The 19,857-nt window shown below is 42.9% G+C and carries 16 protein-coding genes and 1 riboswitch; of the genes, 6 read left to right on the forward strand and 10 right to left on the reverse strand.

What is annotated here, in order from left to right; all coding sequences use genetic code 11:
• The first annotated feature begins 244 nt into the window (after positions 1-244).
• Positions 245-2,854 carry a DNA mismatch repair protein MutS gene (gene mutS / locus LJ707_RS03630; RefSeq protein WP_370632370.1) on the forward strand — a complete coding sequence of 870 codons (2,610 nt, stop codon included), beginning with the start codon at positions 245-247 and terminating at the stop codon, positions 2,852-2,854.
• A gap of 58 nt (positions 2,855-2,912) precedes the next feature.
• On the opposite strand, the gene LJ707_RS03635 is transcribed toward mutS, so the two are convergent.
• The 4 genes from LJ707_RS03635 to LJ707_RS03650 all read right to left on the reverse strand — a co-directional run bounded on the left by LJ707_RS03635 (position 2,913) and on the right by LJ707_RS03650 (position 8,151).
• Positions 2,913-4,148, reverse strand: a complete 1,236-nt coding sequence (locus tag LJ707_RS03635) for a homoserine dehydrogenase (protein WP_228949370.1) — start codon at positions 4,146-4,148, stop codon at positions 2,913-2,915.
• Positions 4,148-5,203 carry a homoserine O-acetyltransferase gene (gene metX, locus LJ707_RS03640; RefSeq protein ID WP_228949371.1) on the reverse strand — a complete coding sequence of 352 codons (1,056 nt, stop codon included), beginning with the start codon at positions 5,201-5,203 and terminating at the stop codon, positions 4,148-4,150. Before metX ends, LJ707_RS03635 begins: the two co-directional genes overlap by 1 nt.
• A 76-nt stretch (positions 5,204-5,279) precedes the next feature.
• A complete protein-coding gene (locus LJ707_RS03645) occupies positions 5,280-6,590 on the reverse strand; it encodes an O-acetylhomoserine aminocarboxypropyltransferase/cysteine synthase family protein (protein WP_228949372.1) in 1,311 nt (436 codons plus the stop codon).
• Positions 6,591-6,814: 224 nt separating this feature from the next.
• A riboswitch (SAM riboswitch) is annotated at positions 6,815-6,927 on the reverse strand.
• A gap of 102 nt (positions 6,928-7,029) precedes the next feature.
• The gene (locus tag LJ707_RS03650) at positions 7,030-8,151 is read right to left on the reverse strand and encodes a PLP-dependent aspartate aminotransferase family protein (RefSeq protein WP_228949373.1); all 1,122 of its coding nucleotides are present in this window, start codon (positions 8,149-8,151) and stop codon (positions 7,030-7,032) included.
• Between the two features lie 55 nt (positions 8,152-8,206).
• Between LJ707_RS03650 and LJ707_RS03655 the strand changes: the two genes are divergently transcribed.
• The 5 genes from LJ707_RS03655 (at position 8,207) to LJ707_RS03675 (ending at position 12,235) form a co-directional block, all read left to right on the forward strand.
• Positions 8,207-8,632, forward strand: a complete 426-nt coding sequence (locus LJ707_RS03655) for a hypothetical protein (RefSeq protein ID WP_228949374.1) — start codon at positions 8,207-8,209, stop codon at positions 8,630-8,632.
• Between the two features lie 134 nt (positions 8,633-8,766).
• A complete protein-coding gene (gene mqnE / locus LJ707_RS03660; RefSeq protein ID WP_228949375.1) occupies positions 8,767-9,960 on the forward strand; it encodes an aminofutalosine synthase MqnE in 1,194 nt (397 codons plus the stop codon).
• Positions 9,961-10,097: 137 nt separating this feature from the next.
• On the forward strand, positions 10,098-10,718 hold the full coding sequence (locus LJ707_RS03665; RefSeq protein ID WP_228949376.1) for a histidine phosphatase family protein: 621 nt from the start codon (positions 10,098-10,100) through the stop codon (positions 10,716-10,718).
• 8 nt (positions 10,719-10,726) lie between these two features.
• On the forward strand, positions 10,727-11,479 hold the full coding sequence (locus tag LJ707_RS03670) for a menaquinone biosynthesis protein (RefSeq protein ID WP_228949378.1): 753 nt from the start codon (positions 10,727-10,729) through the stop codon (positions 11,477-11,479).
• 291 nt (positions 11,480-11,770) lie between these two features.
• The gene (locus LJ707_RS03675; RefSeq protein ID WP_228949380.1) at positions 11,771-12,235 is read left to right on the forward strand and encodes a hypothetical protein; all 465 of its coding nucleotides are present in this window, start codon (positions 11,771-11,773) and stop codon (positions 12,233-12,235) included.
• A 173-nt stretch (positions 12,236-12,408) separates the two neighbouring features.
• On the opposite strand, the gene LJ707_RS03680 is transcribed toward LJ707_RS03675, so the two are convergent.
• The 6 genes from LJ707_RS03680 to LJ707_RS03705 are packed head-to-tail and all read right to left on the reverse strand — an operon-like array spanning position 12,409 to position 19,660.
• Positions 12,409-13,659 carry a sulfate adenylyltransferase subunit 1 gene (locus LJ707_RS03680; protein WP_228949381.1) on the reverse strand — a complete coding sequence of 417 codons (1,251 nt, stop codon included), beginning with the start codon at positions 13,657-13,659 and terminating at the stop codon, positions 12,409-12,411.
• Position 13,660: 1 nt separating this feature from the next.
• A complete protein-coding gene (gene cysD / locus LJ707_RS03685) occupies positions 13,661-14,569 on the reverse strand; it encodes a sulfate adenylyltransferase subunit CysD (RefSeq protein WP_228949383.1) in 909 nt (302 codons plus the stop codon).
• Between the two features lie 14 nt (positions 14,570-14,583).
• A complete protein-coding gene (locus tag LJ707_RS03690) occupies positions 14,584-15,288 on the reverse strand; it encodes a phosphoadenylyl-sulfate reductase (protein ID WP_228949385.1) in 705 nt (234 codons plus the stop codon).
• A gap of 1 nt (position 15,289) precedes the next feature.
• On the reverse strand, positions 15,290-16,810 hold the full coding sequence (locus LJ707_RS03695) for a TSUP family transporter (protein WP_228949388.1): 1,521 nt from the start codon (positions 16,808-16,810) through the stop codon (positions 15,290-15,292).
• Positions 16,794-17,570, reverse strand: a complete 777-nt coding sequence (cobA, locus tag LJ707_RS03700; protein WP_228949389.1) for a uroporphyrinogen-III C-methyltransferase — start codon at positions 17,568-17,570, stop codon at positions 16,794-16,796. Before cobA ends, LJ707_RS03695 begins: the two co-directional genes overlap by 17 nt.
• The gene (locus LJ707_RS03705; protein WP_228949390.1) at positions 17,570-19,660 is read right to left on the reverse strand and encodes a nitrite reductase; all 2,091 of its coding nucleotides are present in this window, start codon (positions 19,658-19,660) and stop codon (positions 17,570-17,572) included. The genes cobA and LJ707_RS03705 overlap by 1 nt, the downstream gene beginning before the upstream one ends.
• Positions 19,661-19,857 lie beyond the last annotated feature (197 nt).

The raw sequence follows: 19,857 nt of genomic DNA on the forward strand, positions 1-19,857 counted from the left end.
ATATGTGACGGGTATTAGGTATTACCACGATGTAAAAATACAACCACAAACATTGCTGGCCGCGAGTTCAAAAACCCATTGTGCGTATACTTTAAACGGGAATAAAATGGGTGAAAACACCCATTGCACGTGTCAATAGCTAATTTGGGGGAGGCAGTTTGTTAATAAAAACCTTTTTTCAACAACCGCGGTAAAGTCGGGGCAAGAGGCTAACTTTATCGGGTTAAAAACTGAGGTAATAGATTTGGCAAAAGCAACAACAAAAGAAACCCCTTTAATGCAGCAGTACAACGCCATAAAGGCAAAGTACCCGGGCGCGCTGCTGCTGTTTCGTGTGGGTGATTTTTACGAAACATTTGGTGAGGATGCTATAAAGGCGGCAGGTATACTGGGCATTGTGCTTACCAGGCGTGCCAACGGCGCGGCCACACATATTGAGCTGGCCGGTTTTCCGCACCACTCGCTCGAAACGTATTTGCCAAAGCTGGTGCGTGCCGGCCAGCGTGTTGCCATTTGCGACCAGTTGGAAGACCCCAAGACTACCAAAACCATCGTTAAACGTGGCGTTACCGAACTGGTTACCCCAGGTGTTGCCATTAGCGATAACATCCTTCAGCAAAAAAGTAATAACTACTTAGCCTCACTTTATTTTGAAAAAAATTCCATTGGCATAGCACTGATCGATATATCAACCGGGGAGTTTTTGACCGCGCAGGGTAACAGCGGGTACATTGATAAACTGTTGCAAAGCTTTTCGCCAAGCGAGGTGATCTACCCCAAAAGCCGACAGCACGATTTTAAGGATATTTATGGCGATCGCTTTTATACCTATTCGCTCGACGAGTGGCCTTATAGCGGTGATTATGCCTACGAAACATTGCTTAAACACTTTGGTGTGCAATCGCTTAAAGGGTTTGGTATTGATAAGCTGAATTTGGGCATTATTGCTGCGGGTGTGGCATTGCATTACCTTAATGAAACAGAGCACCGTAATCTACAGCATATATCGGCCATTAGTCGTATTGAGGAAGACCGTTACCTTTGGCTTGATCGCTTTAGCATCCGCAACCTGGAATTAGTAGGCTCAGCCAACGAGAACGCGCATACGCTGGTTGATGTGCTGGATAATACCTGCTCGCCTATGGGGGCACGTTTGCTGCGCCGCTGGATAGTAATGCCGCTAAAGGAGCTGAAGCCAATTACCGACAGGCTGAACGTAGTTGAACATTTGATAGAGCAGGAGGAACTGCGCGAAAACCTGCAACAACAATTGCGGCAAATAGGCGATCTTGAACGTTTAATATCAAAAATAGGCTTACAAAAGGCCAATCCGCGGGAGATATGCCAGCTTAAAAAAGCCCTGCAAGCCATTGGCGAAATAAAAAGAATAAGTGAGGCATCGGGCAGCCAGCCATTGCAAACCATTGGGGCACAGCTAAACCCCTGTGTTTATATATGTGAGAAGATAGAGAAAGAGCTTTACCCGGAACCACCGGTAGCCCTGGTAAAAGGGTCGGTAATTAATGAGGGCATCAACGAGGAGCTTGACCGCCTGCGTAAGATAGCTTTTGGCGGTAAAGGGTATTTGCTGGAGATACAAAAGCGTGAAGCTGAGTTAACTGGCATACCATCGCTTAAAGTATCGTTCAATAACGTGTTCGGTTATTATCTTGAGGTAACCCATTCACACCGTGATAAGGTACCTACCGAGTGGATACGCAAACAAACGCTGGTAAATGCCGAGCGTTACATTACGCCGGAATTAAAGGAGTATGAAGAACAAATATTAGGAGCTGAGGAAAAGATATTGGTACTTGAAACGCAGTTATATAACGATCTGCTTTATTCGCTTACCGAATATATTAAACCCATTCAGCTTAATGCTCAGTTAATAGCAAGGTTAGATGTGCTATTGAACTTCGCGCACATCTCCATCAAAAACCATTACGCCAAGCCTATAATCAATGATGGCAGGCTTATAGATATTAAGGGCGGCCGGCACCCGGTGATTGAAAAAACCTTGCCTTTGGGCGAATCGTATATTACCAATGATGTTTACCTCGATTCGGAAACGCAGCAGGTGATCATCATTACCGGTCCCAACATGGCGGGTAAGTCGGCATTGTTGAGGCAAACCGGTCTTATAGTACTGATGGCACAAATGGGGTGCTTTGTACCGGCAAAGGACGCGGTGATAGGCTTGGTGGATAAGATATTCACCAGGGTAGGCGCATCGGACAATCTATCGTCCGGCGAATCAACCTTTATGGTGGAGATGAACGAAACGGCCAGCATCCTAAATAATATATCCGACCGCAGCCTTATACTGCTGGACGAGATCGGTCGTGGTACTTCAACCTATGATGGTATTTCGATAGCCTGGGCTATTGCCGAATACCTGCACAATCATCCATCAGCAAAGGCAAAAACCTTGTTTGCAACGCATTACCATGAACTGAATGAGTTGAGTAACTCCTTTAACCGGATCAAAAACTTTAATGTATCAGTAAAAGAGGTTGGGCAACAGATTATATTTCTGCGCAAGCTGGTACCCGGTGGCAGCGAACACAGTTTTGGTATACATGTAGCCAAGCTGGCAGGTATGCCTCAAAAGGTGCTAAACCGTGCTAATGATATATTGAAGAAACTGGAGGCCGAACGGACAGGAGGGGAGCATATAAAGGAAAGCATACGCAAGGTGCAGAAACAGGCCGTGCAGATGCAAATGTTCTCTATTGATGATCCTGTATTAGTTAAGATACGGGATACTTTGAACAATCTCGACGTTAATACCCTAACCCCGGTTGAGGCATTAATGAAACTGGATGAGATACAACGGCTGATAAAAAGCTGATAAACAAAAAGAGCTCCGACTGATCGGAGCTCTTTTTGCTTTACAGACACCTACAGGTTTACACCAATTCGGCTGCTTGCGTTTTTGCCGTAGCTAAGCTGACCCCTGTTAGCTGATCGGCGAAAGCGATAAACGCTTTACTATCAGATATACGGGATTGATTCGAGATCAGATTTTGCAGATTTACTTTTCCGATAACATATTTAAAACCGTCGGATACGTAGCGTTCAAATATATGTTCAAAGCCAAGCTCTTCAACAAGGCTTTCATCTGTATAGCGCAGGTAAACCGTTAGTTTAATATCGTTGGTAAATGTAAGGCTGCCTTTTTCTTTGGCTTTTTTGTACTCGTAATGGTAATCATAACGCAGTGCCGCAACATCCGAAAGTACGGCTGCACCCGTAGGATGGCCACCCGCGCCTTTACCGAAAAAGAATTGCTGATCAGCAAAAGCAGCCTGTACTATTACGCCGTTGTACTCGTATTCTACATTATATAAAAACTCGCTTTCGTTAACCAATTTGGGCAGTACAAACAAAGCCACGTGGCGGTCGTCAAGCTCTTTGGCAACCGGTACCAACTTTATTTTCAGATTTTTTTCGCGGGTATATTGCAGGTCATTGGCCGATAGGTTTTGGATACCAATGTTTAATACTTCTTCGGGTTTTACAATTACCCCGTAAGCATGCGCGGCGGCTATCACCAGTTTAAATTTGGCATCATAACCACCAACATCCATGGTTGGGTCGGTTTCGGCAAAGCCCAAATCCTGTGCCTGCTTTAAAGCGCTTGCGTAATCCAGATTTTCCAGATAGCCTTTTGATAGTATATAGTTTGATGAACCATTGAAGATACCGCATATTGAGTGCAGCAATTCATTATCGTAATATTCTTCAAGGTTACGGATGATAGGTATACTGCCGCAAACCGCGCCTTCATAAAGTAATGATGTGCCGTATTCGTGCTGTATAGCCAATAATTCATCAAGGTAAGTGGCGATCATTTTTTTACTGGCTGATACCACATTCTTACCTGATTTCAGGGCTGTTGATACGATCTCAAAAGCGGCGTCGGTTTCATTGATCAGCTCGATCACTGTATTTATTTCCGGATTATTCAGTATCTCATCCCTGTCGGTAGTAAAAAGCTCGGCAGGTAGTGTACGTTTTTTTTCAGGGTTTTTAATAGCGATCTTAACGATCTCAAGGTTCAGGTTCTTTGTTTTTATGATGTCATATAAACCTTGTCCAACTACGCCAAAACCAAATAATCCTATAGTAAGTTTCTTGCTCATTATGCTATACGTTGCAATTCAATAATTTTTCCCTTTACGTCAGTTTTCAGGAATGATGTAATAATATTAGTTAGTGCTTCTGTTTCAATTAAAAATCCGTCGTGCCCGTAAAAGGAATCAAATTCGGCAAATGCCGCTTTAGGAATGTGCTGAAATAAATAACGCTGCTCATCAATCGGGAATAACACATCGGATGTTATGCCGATAACCAGCGTTTTAGCCTTGATAAGGCTCAACGCCTTATCTACACCGCCACGGTTACGGCCTACGTTGTGCGAATCCATTACCTTGCTTAAATACCAGTAACTGTAGGCATTATAACGGTTAACCAGTTTTTGGCCCTGGTAATTTTGATAACTGGCTGATTTGTATCCGTCGGTAAGGCTATCACTATCTTCCTGCTGGGTTATGTTGTAGGTTTTATAACCACGGTATGATAGCAGGGCTATGCTGCGTGCAGCCTTCAGACCGGCAGATCCGCCCTGCGGCGTATTTTCATAGAATGTAGGGTCGGCGCTGATAGCCAGGCGTTGCGACTCATTAAAGGCAATACCCCATGCCGAATGTTTGGCATTGGTGGCAATCAGTATCAGGTTTTTTATCCTGTCAGGCTCAACAATAGCCCACTCCATAGCTTGCTGGCCGCCTAATGATCCGCCTATCAGTATATTTATCTTGTCTACGCCCAGGTGCCCGGCTAACAGGCGGTGTGCCTGTACCATATCACGAATAGTTATTTCAGGAAAATCAAGGTAATATGGCTCACCGTTCTCCGGATTTAAACTAAGCGGATGTGTGGTACCGTAAGGTGAACCTAAAATGTTGGCACATACTATAAAATGCTCATCCGGGTTAAAAAAATCTTCTGCACCAAACAGCCCCTTCCACCAGTCAAGCACATCTGAATTAGCAGTTAGCGCATGGCATACCCAAACTACGTTGTCGCGGTTGGCGTTAAGCTTACCATAGGTATTAAAGCCAATTTCAAGTTCATGTAACTCCTTACCACATTCAAGCGTAAATTTTTGTGTATACCTGTATATTTCAGTACTCATTTGTTGTTATTAAGCTCCCGGCCAGGCCGGGAGCATCAGTATAAATCTATATCAGCAAGCCTATGCAAGGCTCGGTTCATGTATGTTTTATTTTGGCTAATGCCTGTTCAAAATCAGCCTTTATATCGTCAATATGTTCAATACCTACAGCCACGCGCAGTAAACCCGGCGTAACGCCTGCTGCAAGTTGTTCAGCATCACTTAATTGCTGGTGTGTAGTTGCCGACGGTTGTATGATCAATGTTTTAGCATCACCTACATTAGCTAAATGGCTTACCAGTTGCAAATTATCTATCACGGCAGAGGCATTGGCTTTGTCGCCCTTAACTTCAAAAGTGAGTACAGCGCCAAAACCATTGCGCAGGTATTTTTTTGCAAGATGATGGTAAGGTGAAGATGTAAGGCCGGGATAATTTACTTTTGCTACCAACGGATGCTGCTCGAGCCATTTGGCTAACTCAAGGGTATTGTCAACATGGCGCTGTACACGTAACGAGAGGGTTTCTAACCCCTGTATCAATAACCATGAATTAAAAGGCGATTGCGACGGACCGAAATCACGCAAACCCTCAACCCGCGCACGGATGATATATTGAATATTACCAAACGGACCGCCAATGCCAAAAACATCGTTAAATATCAGGCCATGATAACCATCAGACGGTTGGGTGAACTGCGGGAATTTGCCATTACCCCAGTTATAGTTACCACCATCAACAATTACACCGCCAATGCTGGTGCCGTGGCCGCCAATCCACTTAGTGGCTGATTGTACTACCACATGCGCGCCATGCTCAAACGGGCGAAACAGGTAACCGGCAGCACCAAATGTATTATCAACAATTAAAGGCAGATCGTGCTTATTAGCAACGGCTGCTATCTTTTCAAAATCTGGTATATTAAATTCAGGATTGCCGACGGTTTCCAGGTAGATGGCTTTTGTGCCGGCATTTATTAAAGCTTCAATACTTTCAGCGGTATCATCCTTAGCAAAACGAGCCTCAATACCCAGGCGTTTAAATGATACCTTGAACTGATTGTATGTACCACCGTATAAAAATGGCGATGTAACAAAGTTATCGCCGGTTTGCAAAATGTTATTAAGCGCTAAAAATTGCGCTGCCTGGCCTGATGCGGTGGCCAATGCTGCAACACCACCTTCTAAAGCCGCTACGCGTTTCTCAAATACGTCGGTAGTGGGGTTCATCAGGCGGGTATATATGTTACCGAACTCCTTTAACGCAAACAGGTTTGCGCCATGCTCGGCATTATTAAATACGTAGGAGGTAGTTTGGTACAGTGGTACGGCACGTGCGCCTGTTGTGGCATCAACTTCCTGACCGGCATGTAATTGTAATGTTTCGAATTTAAGGTTTGTAGCAGACATGGTTTTTAAGATTTAATTTTTAAAAGGTTAATGTTTTGTTGTTTAGCACCAGGGTGTAGTGATCCCTTATGGTTACACGCGTATTACAAAAAGTGAAGGTCAGCGTGCAAAATAGTGTGGCTTAGCAGCAACACATGCACATACAGCAACAACGGTTTAAACCATATTGATTATACTGTAGTACGTTTTTGAGAATGCTAAATAAACTTTTCATTTTGTTTGTTAATTTATATTTCCCGGGGTTATTCTTCCGGGGCAGGAATTGGCACCTTCTTCAGTTGCTGAAGGGTTGCCAGCGGGTAATTGAGCCTGTTCTCTCGCCGCTTCTTTATAAACCAAACCTTTTTGAGGGGTGTTGATCTTAAATATTTGCTGCCAAATATTGTTGCAAATGTATGTTAAAAAAACATTTGCTTCCAAATTTAATTTGTTTTTATCACTAAAAACTTTCTAAAGCCTGTTTTATATCTGCTATCAAGTCGTCAATATGCTCCAGCCCGACAGATACACGCAGCAGACTAAACGGCGTTTTGGTGTCAGGCCCCTCAACCAGCGCGCGATGCTCTATCAAGCTTTCAACGCCGCCTAAACTGGTAGCCTGGGTAAACAACTTGAGGGCATTAATAACTTTGCTTGCTTCATTTTGCCCACCTTTTACTAAAAAGGATAACATACCACCATATAAACCCATTTGTGCCGAAGCCAGTTCATGTTGCGGATGCGAAGCAAGGCCCGGATACATCACCCTTTCTACTTTTTCGTGATTTTCTAAAAAATCCGCGAGCCGCTGTGCATTATATACATGCCCGCGAACGCGGTATGGCAATGTTTTAATACTCCGCACCAAATAATAACAATCAGCAGGCGAGGGTATAGCGCCGCCCATTTCCTGTACCTGGCGTATCTTTTGCCACCAATCATTATCCTCAGCCGTAATCAAAGCGCCACCCATAAGGTCGCTGTGGCCGCCAAAATATTTGGTGGTCGAGTGCATCACCAGGTCGGCACCTAAGGCGAGTGGCTGCTGGCATAATGGGGTGGCAAATGTATTATCGCTTACCACTTTTATACCTTTAGCATGGGCTATAGCAACTACCTTTTTAATATCAGTAAGCTTTAATAAGGGGTTTGATGGCGTTTCTATCCAGATAACGCGGGTGTTAGGTTTGATGTGTTGTTGCAAAACGCTTTCATCGTTTACATCAATAAAATCAAACTCCAGTATACCAGCAAACAGGTTTTTAATTTGGTTGCGCAGGCCATGATACATATCATCAGGTAAAATAATATGTGTGCCCGGTTGCAGAGATTGAAATACGGCCATACCCGCCGCATTACCTGATGAAAATGCAGCCGCATCCGCACCGCCTTCAATTTGAGCCAAAACATTCTCTAACGATGTACGGTTAGGGTTTGACGAACGACTATAAATATGCCCTGATGGGTATTGGCCGTCAGCATTCCTGGTAAAGGTTGTTGATGTGGTGATGGGTTGTATCACTAAACCCGAAGCTTTATCCGGATGGTTGCCGGCATGTATGGCAATGGTTTCTATCTTCATAGCAATATTTGTAGCGTTCGGCGGTAAATGTACGTATTGATAAAAAACCTGAATAATGAAAAATGCAATATTTGCTGTTTTAATAGCGGTTTCCCTTTTTGCATGTAAAGCAACGCAGATTAGTAACAATGAACAATCTGTTGATCCTGAAAACCTAACCGGCCAGTGGGACTGGAAGCGAACCACCGGAGGCTTTGCCGGAATAAACACCACGCCCGAAACCGCACGCTATATATTACATATTGAGTTTAAGAACAATGAACTGCTGTTTTATAAGAATAATGTGGTAACCCAGCAATACCATTACACCATAACCAAAAACAAAACCATCTACTCAACTGAGCCGCTGTACATCATCAATCCTGATACCACTGTTAATGCCATACCGCTTGTAATTACCAAAATGGTAAAGGATACCATCATACTGGCTGATAATGTGAACGATGGGTTTTCATCAACCTATGTTAAAAGAACAAACTAAGTGTTTGTTTAGTAATTATATGTGGCAACACATATGTAAAAACAATGTCAATAACGGCCATGTTTATGGAATAAGGCTGCCATAATACCTGTAGTTTTTGTGCATTTTACTACCTTTGGTAAAACTTTTATTGAATGCAAAACCCAGATAGTTTACAGGTATTACTTAATGATCCTAACTTATCTGCTGATTTAAAAGACATTGCACAAAAGGTACTCAACCTGCAACGCATCAGCTTTGACGAGGGTGTGCTGTTATATGAAAAAGCTGAATTGGGCTATCTTGGCACTTTAGCGAATTATATACGCAACGCCAAACACGGCGATAAAACTTATTTCAACCGTAACTTCCACATCGAACCCACTAACCTGTGTGTGTACGATTGTAAATTCTGCTCCTATTCGCGCCTGATAAAACAACGTGGCGAAGGGTGGGAATACACGATGGAAGAGATGCTCGATATTGTAAAAAAATATGATAACGAGCCTGTTACCGAGGTGCATATTGTAGGTGGTGTATTGCCGCAATACGATGTGCCATTTTATGCTGAACTGTTTACCCGTATAAAACAGCACCGCCCTGATCTGCATGTTAAAGCCTTAACGCCGGTTGAATATCATTACATATTTAAAAAGGCTAAAATTGATTACGCCACAGGTATGCAGTTGATGAAGGATGCCGGCCTTGAGTCAATGCCGGGTGGTGGTGCGGAGATATTTCACCCGGAAGTGCGCGACCTGATCGCTAAAGACAAATGTACCGGCGACCAGTGGCTGCAGATACACGAGGAATGGCATAAACTGGGTATGCGCTCAAACGCTACCATGCTATACGGGCATATTGAAAAGTACTGGCACCGGGTTGACCACATGGAACGCCTGCGTCAGTTACAAGATCGTACCGGTGGTTTTCAAACGTTCATCCCGTTAAAATTTCGTAACCAGGATAACCAGATGTCTGATGTGCCGGAATCAACCGTATTGGAGGATCTGCGCAATTATGCCATCGCACGTATTTACCTGGATAATTTTGACCATATCAAGGCTTATTGGGCCATGATCAGCAGGAATACTGCACAACTTTCGCTAAATTTTGGTGTGGATGATATTGATGGTACGCTTGACGATACCACCAAGATCTACTCAATGGCAGGAGCGGAAGAACAGCATCCGGCCATGAGCACCAAAGAACTGGTTGAACTGATAAAGCAAGTTGGCCGTCATCCCATCGAGCGCGATACTTTATACAACGTAGTTACCGATTTTAAAGACCATGTATTTGCCGAAGAAAGCAAACCTAAGTTTTATAAACTCCCGGTGGTTAATTAAGATGAAAGAAGAAAGGTAAAAGCAGAAAGGTGAAAGCGAAAAGGTAGATGCTCAAAGCCGATTCTACAAAAGAATAAAAGCTTTAAGCTTTGGACTTTAAGCTTTAGGCTAAAATCGCTTTAAGCTCCAAAAAAAGAATGATACAAAAAACACTATACATTGTCCGCCATGGGCAAACCGATCTGAATAAGCAGGGGATTGTGCAGGGACGGGGAATGAATACTGATTTGAACGAGGAAGGCCGGGCGCAGGCCGCCTTGTTTTATGAGGCATACAAGCAGGTTCCTTTTGATAAGATCTATATATCTGAATTAAAGCGTACGCAGCAGAGCATACAACAATTTATTGATCAGGGCATACCTTACGAGAAACTTGCCGGGCTTGATGAATTGGCCTGGGGCAGGCTGGAAGGGCAGCCCAGCACGCCCGAAAATAAATCGGCTTTTTTAGACCTGATGCGTAACTGGCTTGACGGTAACCTGGATGCCAAGATAGAAGGCGGTGAAAGCCCTAACGAGGTAAAGTTAAGGCAGGAGGAAGCCCTGAAAGTAATTTTATCACATCCGGAAGAAAAAAATGTATTGGTATGTATGCATGGCCGCGCCATGAGGCTGCTGATGTGCCTGCTTACCGAGCGGCCACTTACCGAAATGGATAACTTTCCGCACCAAAACCTTGTGCTGTACAAAGTTACTTTTGACGGCCAAAAATTTGATATTGTTGACTTTAATAATGCCCTGCACTTAAAGCAGGCCTGAACGTACTCGTGAAAAAGATCCGTATTTCTGCTGTTAGCTATACTAACACCACACCATTTATATATGGTATACAACATACCGACTTTATTAATAAAATTGATCTGAGTTTAGATATTCCGGCGGACTGCGCCCAAAAGCTGATAGACGATAAAGCAGACATAGGCCTTATACCAGTTGCCGCTACACTTAATATGCCCGAATGGCACATCGTATCCGATTATTGTATTGGTGCTAATGGTCCGGTAGCCTCGGTATTCATATTCAGTAATTGCGATATTCATGATGTAAAATATCTTCAGCTTGACCCCCAATCGCGCAGCTCAAATAACCTGGCGAGGGTACTGCTCAAAAACTTTTGGAGGATTAACCCTGAACTAATTATTGATGCAAAGGATTACAGTTTATCAGCAAGCCCTGATACAGCCTTTGTACAGATAGGCGACAGGACTTTTGGCAAGGCGGACAAGTATTCTTACGTATATGATTTGGCCGGGGAGTGGCAAAAATTTACCGGTTTGCCTTTCGTGTTTGCCGCATGGATATCAAACAAACCCATACCTGCCGGTTTTATTGAAGAATTTAACACAATACTAAAATTTGGGTTAGATAACCGGCCTGAATTATTTAAGGAATTGCCTCACAGGGACGACTTTGATATTGAGGATTACCTGCTCAACAAAATAGATTATTTATTGACCGACGAAAAGCGGAAAGCACTGCATCTTTTTCTAATCTATGTTAAAGATCTTAACAGTCAATAATTTATATTCATTATCAGCATCTTTAGGTTTGTTGCCAATATTGCTTGCTAAAACTGTTTATCTAACCTGTGTTTTACATTTTAATGACAGGCTTATTGTACTTTGTACACTATTAATTAGCTCAAAAATTTATGATATTGTAAATTATACACTATCTAATCATTTATTTTTTAAAATATTTAAAATAAAATACATATAATTATTAAATTTTTATAAAAGTTGTACATAATTTACATAATTGATATTTATAACCGATATTTGTTATGGATTTAAAATTAACACAACAAGACAATGAAAAAGTTATTAATTATACCAGCAATTATCGGTTTATTAGTTACAGGTGCTTTTGCAGCCGATAAAAAAGTATCAGCAGATGACGACAAAAACGCAAACGTATCTTACGCTGTTATCAACCAATTCAAATCAGATTACAGTGGTGCTGAAAACGTTACCTGGACTGTAACTGAAAGCACTCAAAAAGCAGAGTTTACTTTAGACGGTGTTAAAATGACCGCTTTTTATAACCTGAATGGCGAGTATCTTGGTACAACCAGGCAAGTTAATTATAAAGCTATCTCAGCACGTGCTCAAAAAGAGATCGCTTCACGTTACAAAGATTACACTGTAGGTCAGGTTATTGAACTGAACACCGGTGATGGCATCCAACACTTTGTTGATCTGAAAAACGACAAGAACGAGATCTTAGTTCGCGTTGCTCCAACTTCGGCAGTATACTACTTTCAACAAGTAAAATAAGCTACACCCTATAACATATATAGCAAAAGGCTGCACCTTAACTGTTGCAGCCTTTTTTATTTATATATTGGCTTGATAATAACAGATTAATAAAGTATAAAAAAAGCAGTGATCAAAAATCAAATTAACTGATCTTTAATCACTGCTTATTGATTTATATTATTAGTGATATCTCAATCAACTGCTGAACGCAGCATCAAAGCACCTACGGTTACATTGGTACGGCTATCAATAATGATAGCGCCACCATTGGCTTTGTTTTTTTGGTAAGGATCAAATGCCAGTGCATCAGCCGTTTTAATTACGATGCGGCCTATGTCGTTGAGTTTAAATTCCTCATCGTACTGTTTTTCGAGCGTGTTAATGTTCACCTTGTATAATACCTCGCTTATACGGCATCGGGTTACTTTGCTGTTATGCTGTACCAGGTAGGTATGGGTACTATCTAACGGGCGGGTATCCATCCAGCAAAGGTCGGCTTCAATTAATTGAGCTACCTGCGGCTGCTCGGCACTGTTTACCAGCAGGTCGCCGCGGCTTATATCAATATCATCAGCCAGGTGGATAGTTACAGACATGCCGGTACTTGCTTCAACAGGATCTGCATCCAGTTGCTCAATTTTAGCGATGCTGCTGGTAAACCCTGAAGGTAAAACCGTAACCGGGTCATTCACCCTAAAGCTGCCACTGGCCACACGACCGGCATAGCCACGATAATCATGCAATTCATCAGTTTGCGGGCGAATTACCCATTGTACCGGCAAGCGTGCGTGTGCGGCGGAATTGTCAACTTTTATGTCAACATTCTCCAAATAATCCAGTAGGCTTTCACCTTTGTACCATGGCATATTGATTGAGCTATGCACAATGTTATCGCCCTTTAACGCACTGACGGGTATGAACTTAACATTATTTAGCTCAACCTTTTCAGCAAGTGCTTTGTAGTTGTTAACTATTTGATTATATGCTTCCTCATTATAGTCGAGCATATCCATTTTATTAATACAAACCACTACCTGCGGGATGCCTAATAATGATACCAGAAATGAGTGTCGAATGGTTTGCTCAATAACACCTTTACGCGCATCGATCAGGATGATAGCCAAACCGGCATTACTGGCGCCTGTAACCATGTTGCGGGTGTATTGAATGTGTCCGGGCGCATCGGCAATAATAAATTTGCGCTTATCGGTATTAAAATACTTGTAGGCCACATCAATGGTAATTCCTTGTTCACGTTCGGCTTTGAGGCCATCGGTTAATATGGCAAGGTCAATAGTGCCATCGTCGTTTTTACGGTTCGAGGCATGCAGCGCCTCTAACTGATCGGCTAAGATAGCTTCACTATCATATAACAGGCGGCCAATAAGGGTACTTTTACCATCATCAACACTACCCGCTGTTATAAACTTTAAAATATCCATATTAAAAATAGCCCCCTTTCTTGCGGTCTTCCATGGCCGCTTCTGATACCTTGTCGTCCATACGCGCACCACGCTCGCTTATTTTTGATTCGCTGATCTCGTTAATAATATCATCAATTTGATAAGCGTATGATTCAACAGCCGCAGTACAAGTCATATCGCCCACGGTACGGAAACGCACATTTCGGCGCTCTACAACATCTTCCTCATCCATATTAAGGAAAGGGGATGCTGCCATCAACTGGCCATTGCGGGTGATACAATCACGCTCGTGCGCGAAGTATATGGAAGGGAGTTCTATTTTCTCTCTGCGGATATAGTTCCAAACATCAAGTTCTGTCCAGTTACTGATAGGGAATACCCTAACGTTTTCGCCTTTGTGTATTTTACCATTATAGAGGTTCCATAATTCGGGGCGCTGGCGTTTTGGGTCCCATTGGCCAAATTCATCACGTACTGAGAATATGCGCTCCTTGGCGCGTGCTTTCTCCTCATCACGACGGGCACCGCCAATACAGGCATCAAACTGGTGTTTAGCTATAGTATCAAGCAGGGTAACAGTTTGTAAGGCGTTACGGCTGGCATTTTTACCTTTTTGTTCAACTACTTTACCTTCATTTATTGAATCCTGTACGTGGCCAATGATCAATTTCTCGCCAAGGCGTTCTATCATCCTGTCGCGATAATCAATTGTTTCAATAAAATTGTGGCCGGTATCAATATGTACCAGGGGAAAAGGGAACTTACCCGGGCGAAAAGCCTTTTCAGCTAATCGAACTAAAGTAATAGAATCCTTACCGCCAGAAAAAAGCAGCGCGGGTTTTTCAAATTGCCCCGCCACCTCGCGCAGAATGTATATCGCTTCTGCTTCAAGCTCATCTAAGTAATCCAGGTGGTTGTTAGTACTCATTTGGTGGTTATATATTATTTTACAGCATGAAGGCCGCATTCCTTTTTTGATTGATCTTCCCACCACCAGCGGCCCGCGCGAAAATCCTCGCCTTCCTGTACGGCGCGGGTGCAAGGCTGGCAGCCAATGCTCGGGAAACCCCTGTCATGCAATGTATTGTACGGAACATTGTATTTTTTGATGTAAGCCTTTACATCATCTAAAGTCCAGCTATAAATAGGATGATATTTTAAAATGTTATTCACTTCGTCCCATTCCAGGTTATCCATATCCTGGCGATTGGCCGATTGATCGGCACGGATACCGGTTACCCAGCATTTGTTACCTGCAAGGGCGCGTTTTAAGGGCTCTATCTTACGTATGCCGCAGCATTCCTTTCGGTTCTCAACCGACTCATAAAAACTGCTCGGACCCTTTTGGTTCACCATAGCCTCAACCAGCGAGTGGTCAGGGTAGTAAGCAAATATCGGCTTGCGGTACATTTCCATGGTGCGGTTCCATACATAATAGGTTTCCGGGAAGATCCGTCCTGTTTCAAGCGTGAATACTTTTATAGGCAAGTTATTGGTGAATATCATGTGGGTGATCACCTGGTCTTCCCAGCCAAAACTGGTTGAAAAAACGATCTCGGCAGGGAAGTGCCCCGCTAAAAAGCGCAAGGCCTCAATCGGTTCTAACCCTGCTATTTCTTGTTTAATATATTGAGTTAGCTCACTCATTTTAACTCAGTATTTTTTCAATAAAACCATAAATATTTTTAAAGCTGACAAGCACAACAATAATACCTACGGCAACCATAATTACCTTTGCTGATATTTTATTGGATATTTTAGCCGCTATGGGAGATGCTACAGCGCTGCCAATAATTAAACCTGCTACAGCATTCCATTGTATGCCGCTAAGCATAAAAATAAAAGTAGCTGAACTTAATATAGCTATAAAAAACCTTGATAATTTTACTGTACCTAAAGAAAAACGTGGGTGTCTGCCTCCTGCTATCAGTGAAGATAAAACAATAGAGCCCCAACCACCGCCACCTACAGCATCTATAAAACCACCACCCAAGCCTAATAAGCCAATCTTCTTTATCTTATCGGCCGATTTTTTGGTGGCACTTTTAAATGCTTTGGATAGTATTACCAAACCTAATATCAATGTGTATAAAGATACAAAAGGCTTTGTGTATTGGCTGTAGTGTTCTAATGATGACAGCAAATAGGCGCCTGTAGTAGCACCGATAATGCCCGGGATAATCAGCAGCTTAAATAATTTCCAGTTTACGTTCCCCATTCGGTAATGCATCCAGCCTGCTATACCGCAACTTAATATTTCTGATAAATGCACCCCCATACTTGCCGAAGCCGGTGGTATGCCCATAGATATAGAAAAGGTTTGCGAGGTTACGCCGTATGACATTCCGATAGATCCATCAATCATAGCAAAAACAAACCCGGCACCAAGGAAATAATAGAACATCGGGTCGATGTTTTGTACATAGTTTTGGAAGGCCGGTTCCTTGTTCCAAACCGAGATAAGGGCTATAATAATACAAACTATAGAGGTTAACCAAATAAGCCAGCGTACAAAAAGCCTGTTACCCGGTTTGGGCTTTTTTGATTCAACCAATACAGCCGTAGCGGCATTTAACTGGCGCACTTTATACGCAAAATCACCTTTAAGCGAATCGCGCAACTCATTCATTTGTTGCAAAGTATCATCTATCTCGTCAGGTATCTCACGGTTAAGGAACTCCTTGATGCGTTTGGCCACCGTAGGGGATTTGCCGTTAGTTGAGATAGCTATTTTAAGATTGCCCTTTTGTACAATAGAGCTCAGGTAGAAATCGCATAGATCAGGTTTATCGGCAACATTTACCAATAACTTACGATCATGTGCTGCCTGGCAAATGTAGTTGTTCAGGTCGCTGTCATCGGTAGCTGCAATAACCAGATCAGCATTATCCAGATCATACTCTGCAAAGCTCTTGTTTACTACACTTACCCCTGAATATTCGGCAGCAAGCGCGTGTATTTCAGGTAATATTGCCCTGGCAATAACGGTAACCCTTGCATGCGGACTATTTTTTAGCACAGCCGTAAGTTTTTCTAAACCAACGTTACCGGCACCAATAACCACTGTATGCAATTTATTAAGCTTGATAAAAACCGGGAAAAGTTGATTCCCCTTGCTTTTATCATGCTCAACAGGTTTTACATTATTATCTTCAGGCAACTGTGTCATAAAATGCTTTAATCTGTTTAAACTCAGGATGCAGTGATACTACTTCGCCAAATACAATGAGCGCGGGCGAGCTGATGTTCTTTTCGGCAACGGCAGCAACTATGGTATCAACGGTGCCAACAGCTATTTTTTCATTAACAGTAGTACCGCTTTGAATTACCGCTGCGGGCAAGCTGTTTTTACCTTCAGCCTTAAATAATTGGGTAATTTCAGCCAGTTTATGTATCCCCATAAGCACAACTACGGTAGCCTTACTTTTTGAGGCATCAATTAAATCAGATGATATTTTACCGCTTGCAGTTGTACCTGTAACCACCCAGAAGCTCTCGCTTAAACCACGGTGGGTAACTGGGATTTGCTGCAACTCGGGTACACCTATTGAGCTTGATATGCCAGGTACAACCTGCGCCTGTATATTATGCTGAGCCGCAAATTCAATCTCCTCGAAACCGCGGCCAAATACAAACGGATCGCCACCTTTAAGACGCACCACGTGGCCATAGTTAAAGGCATAGTCAACCATTAATTGATTGATGCTGGCCTGAGAATGGGTTTGATCGCCTGAACGTTTGCCCACATACACTTTGATTGAATGCGCGGGGGCAAGGTCAAGCAATTCATCGTTCACCAAAGCATCATACAAAACTACATCCGCAGTTTGTAAAGCTTTGATACCTTTAATAGTGATCAATTCGGCATCACCGGGACCTGCGCCCACTAAGGTGATACGTGGATTTATATTTTGTTTGTTGTTATTCATTATTTTACCAAAGCCTCCCTTTTCGCTTTGCTGTCATTTAAAAATTGAGTTGCCTGTGCCAGGTAGGCTGTAGCGAACTCCTCAGATGGTTCGTTCTTGTTGATCTGCAAAACAAGATCAGTAAAAGTTGCATCAAGTACAAATTCACCCGTTTCAACATATTGCGCGTCAAACTCTTTGATAACACCTGCCTGTGTACTACTGTTTATGCCTTTATCAAGCAACAACGCTTTAGCTGAACTAACGAATACGCTGTAAGCGTGATAAATAGCATCAGCCCAGCGGCTTTCAGCATAGGCTTCATTAGCCCAACCTAACTTTTCTTCAGATTCAAATAGCAGCGTAGCCACCAGATCGATCACCACACCGGCACATTCGCCAACGCCTATAGCGGTTACAAATGTTTCCTCGTGGCCCCAGTCAACAAACTCTTCTTCTGTTAAGTTGGTCAGGTCAGCAAGGGGTTTTAATAAGCGGTAAAAATAATCTTTACCCTGGCGGTCATAATAACCGTGGTAAGTTTCGTCTGTAATTGAATTTGCCTTATAATCATCCAATAACGAGCGTAAAACACTGGTAGCCCTTTTTGCAGGTACCTTTACTACGCGTTCGGCAACACGGCCAACGCCATTGCCAACGGTGCCGCCGCCAAGCATTACCTGTACTGATGGTAAAACCTTGGTTCCGGCTTTTAACGAGCTGCCATGCAGGCCGATATGTGCCAAACCATGTTGACCGCAGGAATTCATACAGCCGCTTATTTTGATCTTGATCTCACGATTGTAGATAAAATCCTCGTACTCGGTGTAAATCACATTCTCGAGTACACGAGCCATGGTCATGCTGTTTGATATGCCCAGGTTACAGGTATCAGTACCGGGGCAGGTAGTTACATCGGCCACGCTGTCAAAACCCGGTGCTGATAGTTCAAGTTCAGTTAACCCATTGTATAAAGCTGTTAAAGCTTCCTTACGTACGTATTTTAATAACAACCCCTGGTTTTGGGTGATGCGCAGCTCATCCGCAACCAATGGTTTTAACACATCAACCAGTTTGCGTGCTGTAGTTGTATCAATATCCCCAACAGGTACTTTAATGTAAACACCATAAAATCCCTCCTGCTTTTGCTCAAATACATTGGTAGCCAGCCATTGTTCGTAACGCAACGGGTTTACCGGTTGTGCATCAGCATAAATTGTGGTATTGGGTAAAGCAGGCTGGGGGAGTGCTTCGCGGTTGATAGGATAAGTTTTTACCTTGTTGGCCACACGCTCTTCTTTTGCCAGGCCTAAAACCTCATCTAAACCAAGTTTTTGTACCAAATATTTTAAACGGGCCTTGTTGCGGTTGTTACGTTCGCCATAACGATCAAACACACGGATAACCGATTCGATATAAGGAATTAGTTGATCCTCGGGCAAAAACTCTTCTACAGCGCTTGCCAAAAATGGCTGTGCGCCGAGTCCGCCTGCAAGTAACACTTTAAAACCTCGCTCACCATTGGCATTTACCTTAGGAATAAAACCCAGGTCATGGATATAGCTGAAAGCCTCATCACTATCAGTAGCTGAAAATGACATTTTGAACTTACGGCCCATTTCCTGACAGATAGGATTACGCAAAAAATACTCAAAAGTTGCGTGCGCGTATGGCGATACATCAAAAGGCTCCTTCGGGTCGATACCCGCGGTAGGGGCAGCCGTTACATTACGCACGGTATTACCGCAGGCTTCGCGGAGGGTAATGTCATCCTGCTCAAGCCTTGCCCAAAGTTCGGGCGTACGGTCAAGACTTACATAATGTATCTGTATATCCTGACGAGTGGTTAAATGCAGGTTGCCGCTGCCGTATTCATCAGATATATCGGCAATAGTAAGCAACTGTTTAAAGGTAACCTTACCGAAAGGTAGCTTAATACGTACCATTTGTACACCCGGTTGGCGCTGACCGTAAACGCCGCGCGCAAGGCGCAGGCTTCTGAACTTTTCATCGTGTATCTTACCTTCTCTGAACAGGCGTATCTTCCGTTCAAGATCGATAATATCTTTTTCAACTACAGGGTTCTCCAGTTCTGTTCTGAAGCTTTGCATAATTAAGTTGGTGGTTATTTTATAAAAAAGCCCCTTTTGCTTATGGCTAAAGAGGCGTTAATATCGCTTGTTTTATACTTATAGCCCATAATATGTGTTCTGCCAGCAGCAGCACATCGTTTGCATATAAATATAAGTAATTATCATAATGTCACAAATATATATATTCTATAGGGAAATTATAGACTTTATTATCA

Origin of the sequence: Mucilaginibacter sp. UR6-1, from assembly GCF_020880975.1 — a bacterium.
GTDB lineage: Bacteria > Bacteroidota > Bacteroidia > Sphingobacteriales > Sphingobacteriaceae > Mucilaginibacter.

Excerpts from the sequence above, each read along its gene's own strand:
- LJ707_RS03645 (WP_228949372.1), bottom strand. The coding sequence starts at position 6,590 with ATGTCTGCTACAAACCTTAAATTCGAAACATTACAATTACATGCCGGT.
- LJ707_RS03675 (WP_228949380.1), top strand. The coding sequence starts at position 11,771 with ATGAAAAAGTTATTAATTATACCAGCAATTATCGGTTTATTAGTTACA.
- LJ707_RS03635 (WP_228949370.1), bottom strand. The coding sequence starts at position 4,148 with ATGAGCAAGAAACTTACTATAGGATTATTTGGTTTTGGCGTAGTTGGA.
- LJ707_RS03690 (WP_228949385.1), bottom strand. The coding sequence starts at position 15,288 with ATGAGTGAGCTAACTCAATATATTAAACAAGAAATAGCAGGGTTAGAA.
- LJ707_RS03655 (WP_228949374.1), top strand. The coding sequence starts at position 8,207 with ATGAAAAATGCAATATTTGCTGTTTTAATAGCGGTTTCCCTTTTTGCA.
- metX (WP_228949371.1), bottom strand. The coding sequence starts at position 5,203 with ATGAGTACTGAAATATACAGGTATACACAAAAATTTACGCTTGAATGT.
- LJ707_RS03705 (WP_228949390.1), bottom strand. The coding sequence starts at position 19,660 with ATGCAAAGCTTCAGAACAGAACTGGAGAACCCTGTAGTTGAAAAAGAT.
- LJ707_RS03665 (WP_228949376.1), top strand. The coding sequence starts at position 10,098 with ATGATACAAAAAACACTATACATTGTCCGCCATGGGCAAACCGATCTG.
- LJ707_RS03680 (WP_228949381.1), bottom strand. The coding sequence starts at position 13,659 with ATGGATATTTTAAAGTTTATAACAGCGGGTAGTGTTGATGATGGTAAA.
- LJ707_RS03650 (WP_228949373.1), bottom strand. The coding sequence starts at position 8,151 with ATGAAGATAGAAACCATTGCCATACATGCCGGCAACCATCCGGATAAA.
- cobA (WP_228949389.1), bottom strand. The coding sequence starts at position 17,570 with ATGAATAACAACAAACAAAATATAAATCCACGTATCACCTTAGTGGGC.
- LJ707_RS03695 (WP_228949388.1), bottom strand. The coding sequence starts at position 16,810 with ATGACACAGTTGCCTGAAGATAATAATGTAAAACCTGTTGAGCATGAT.
- cysD (WP_228949383.1), bottom strand. The coding sequence starts at position 14,569 with ATGAGTACTAACAACCACCTGGATTACTTAGATGAGCTTGAAGCAGAA.
- mqnE (WP_228949375.1), top strand. The coding sequence starts at position 8,767 with ATGCAAAACCCAGATAGTTTACAGGTATTACTTAATGATCCTAACTTA.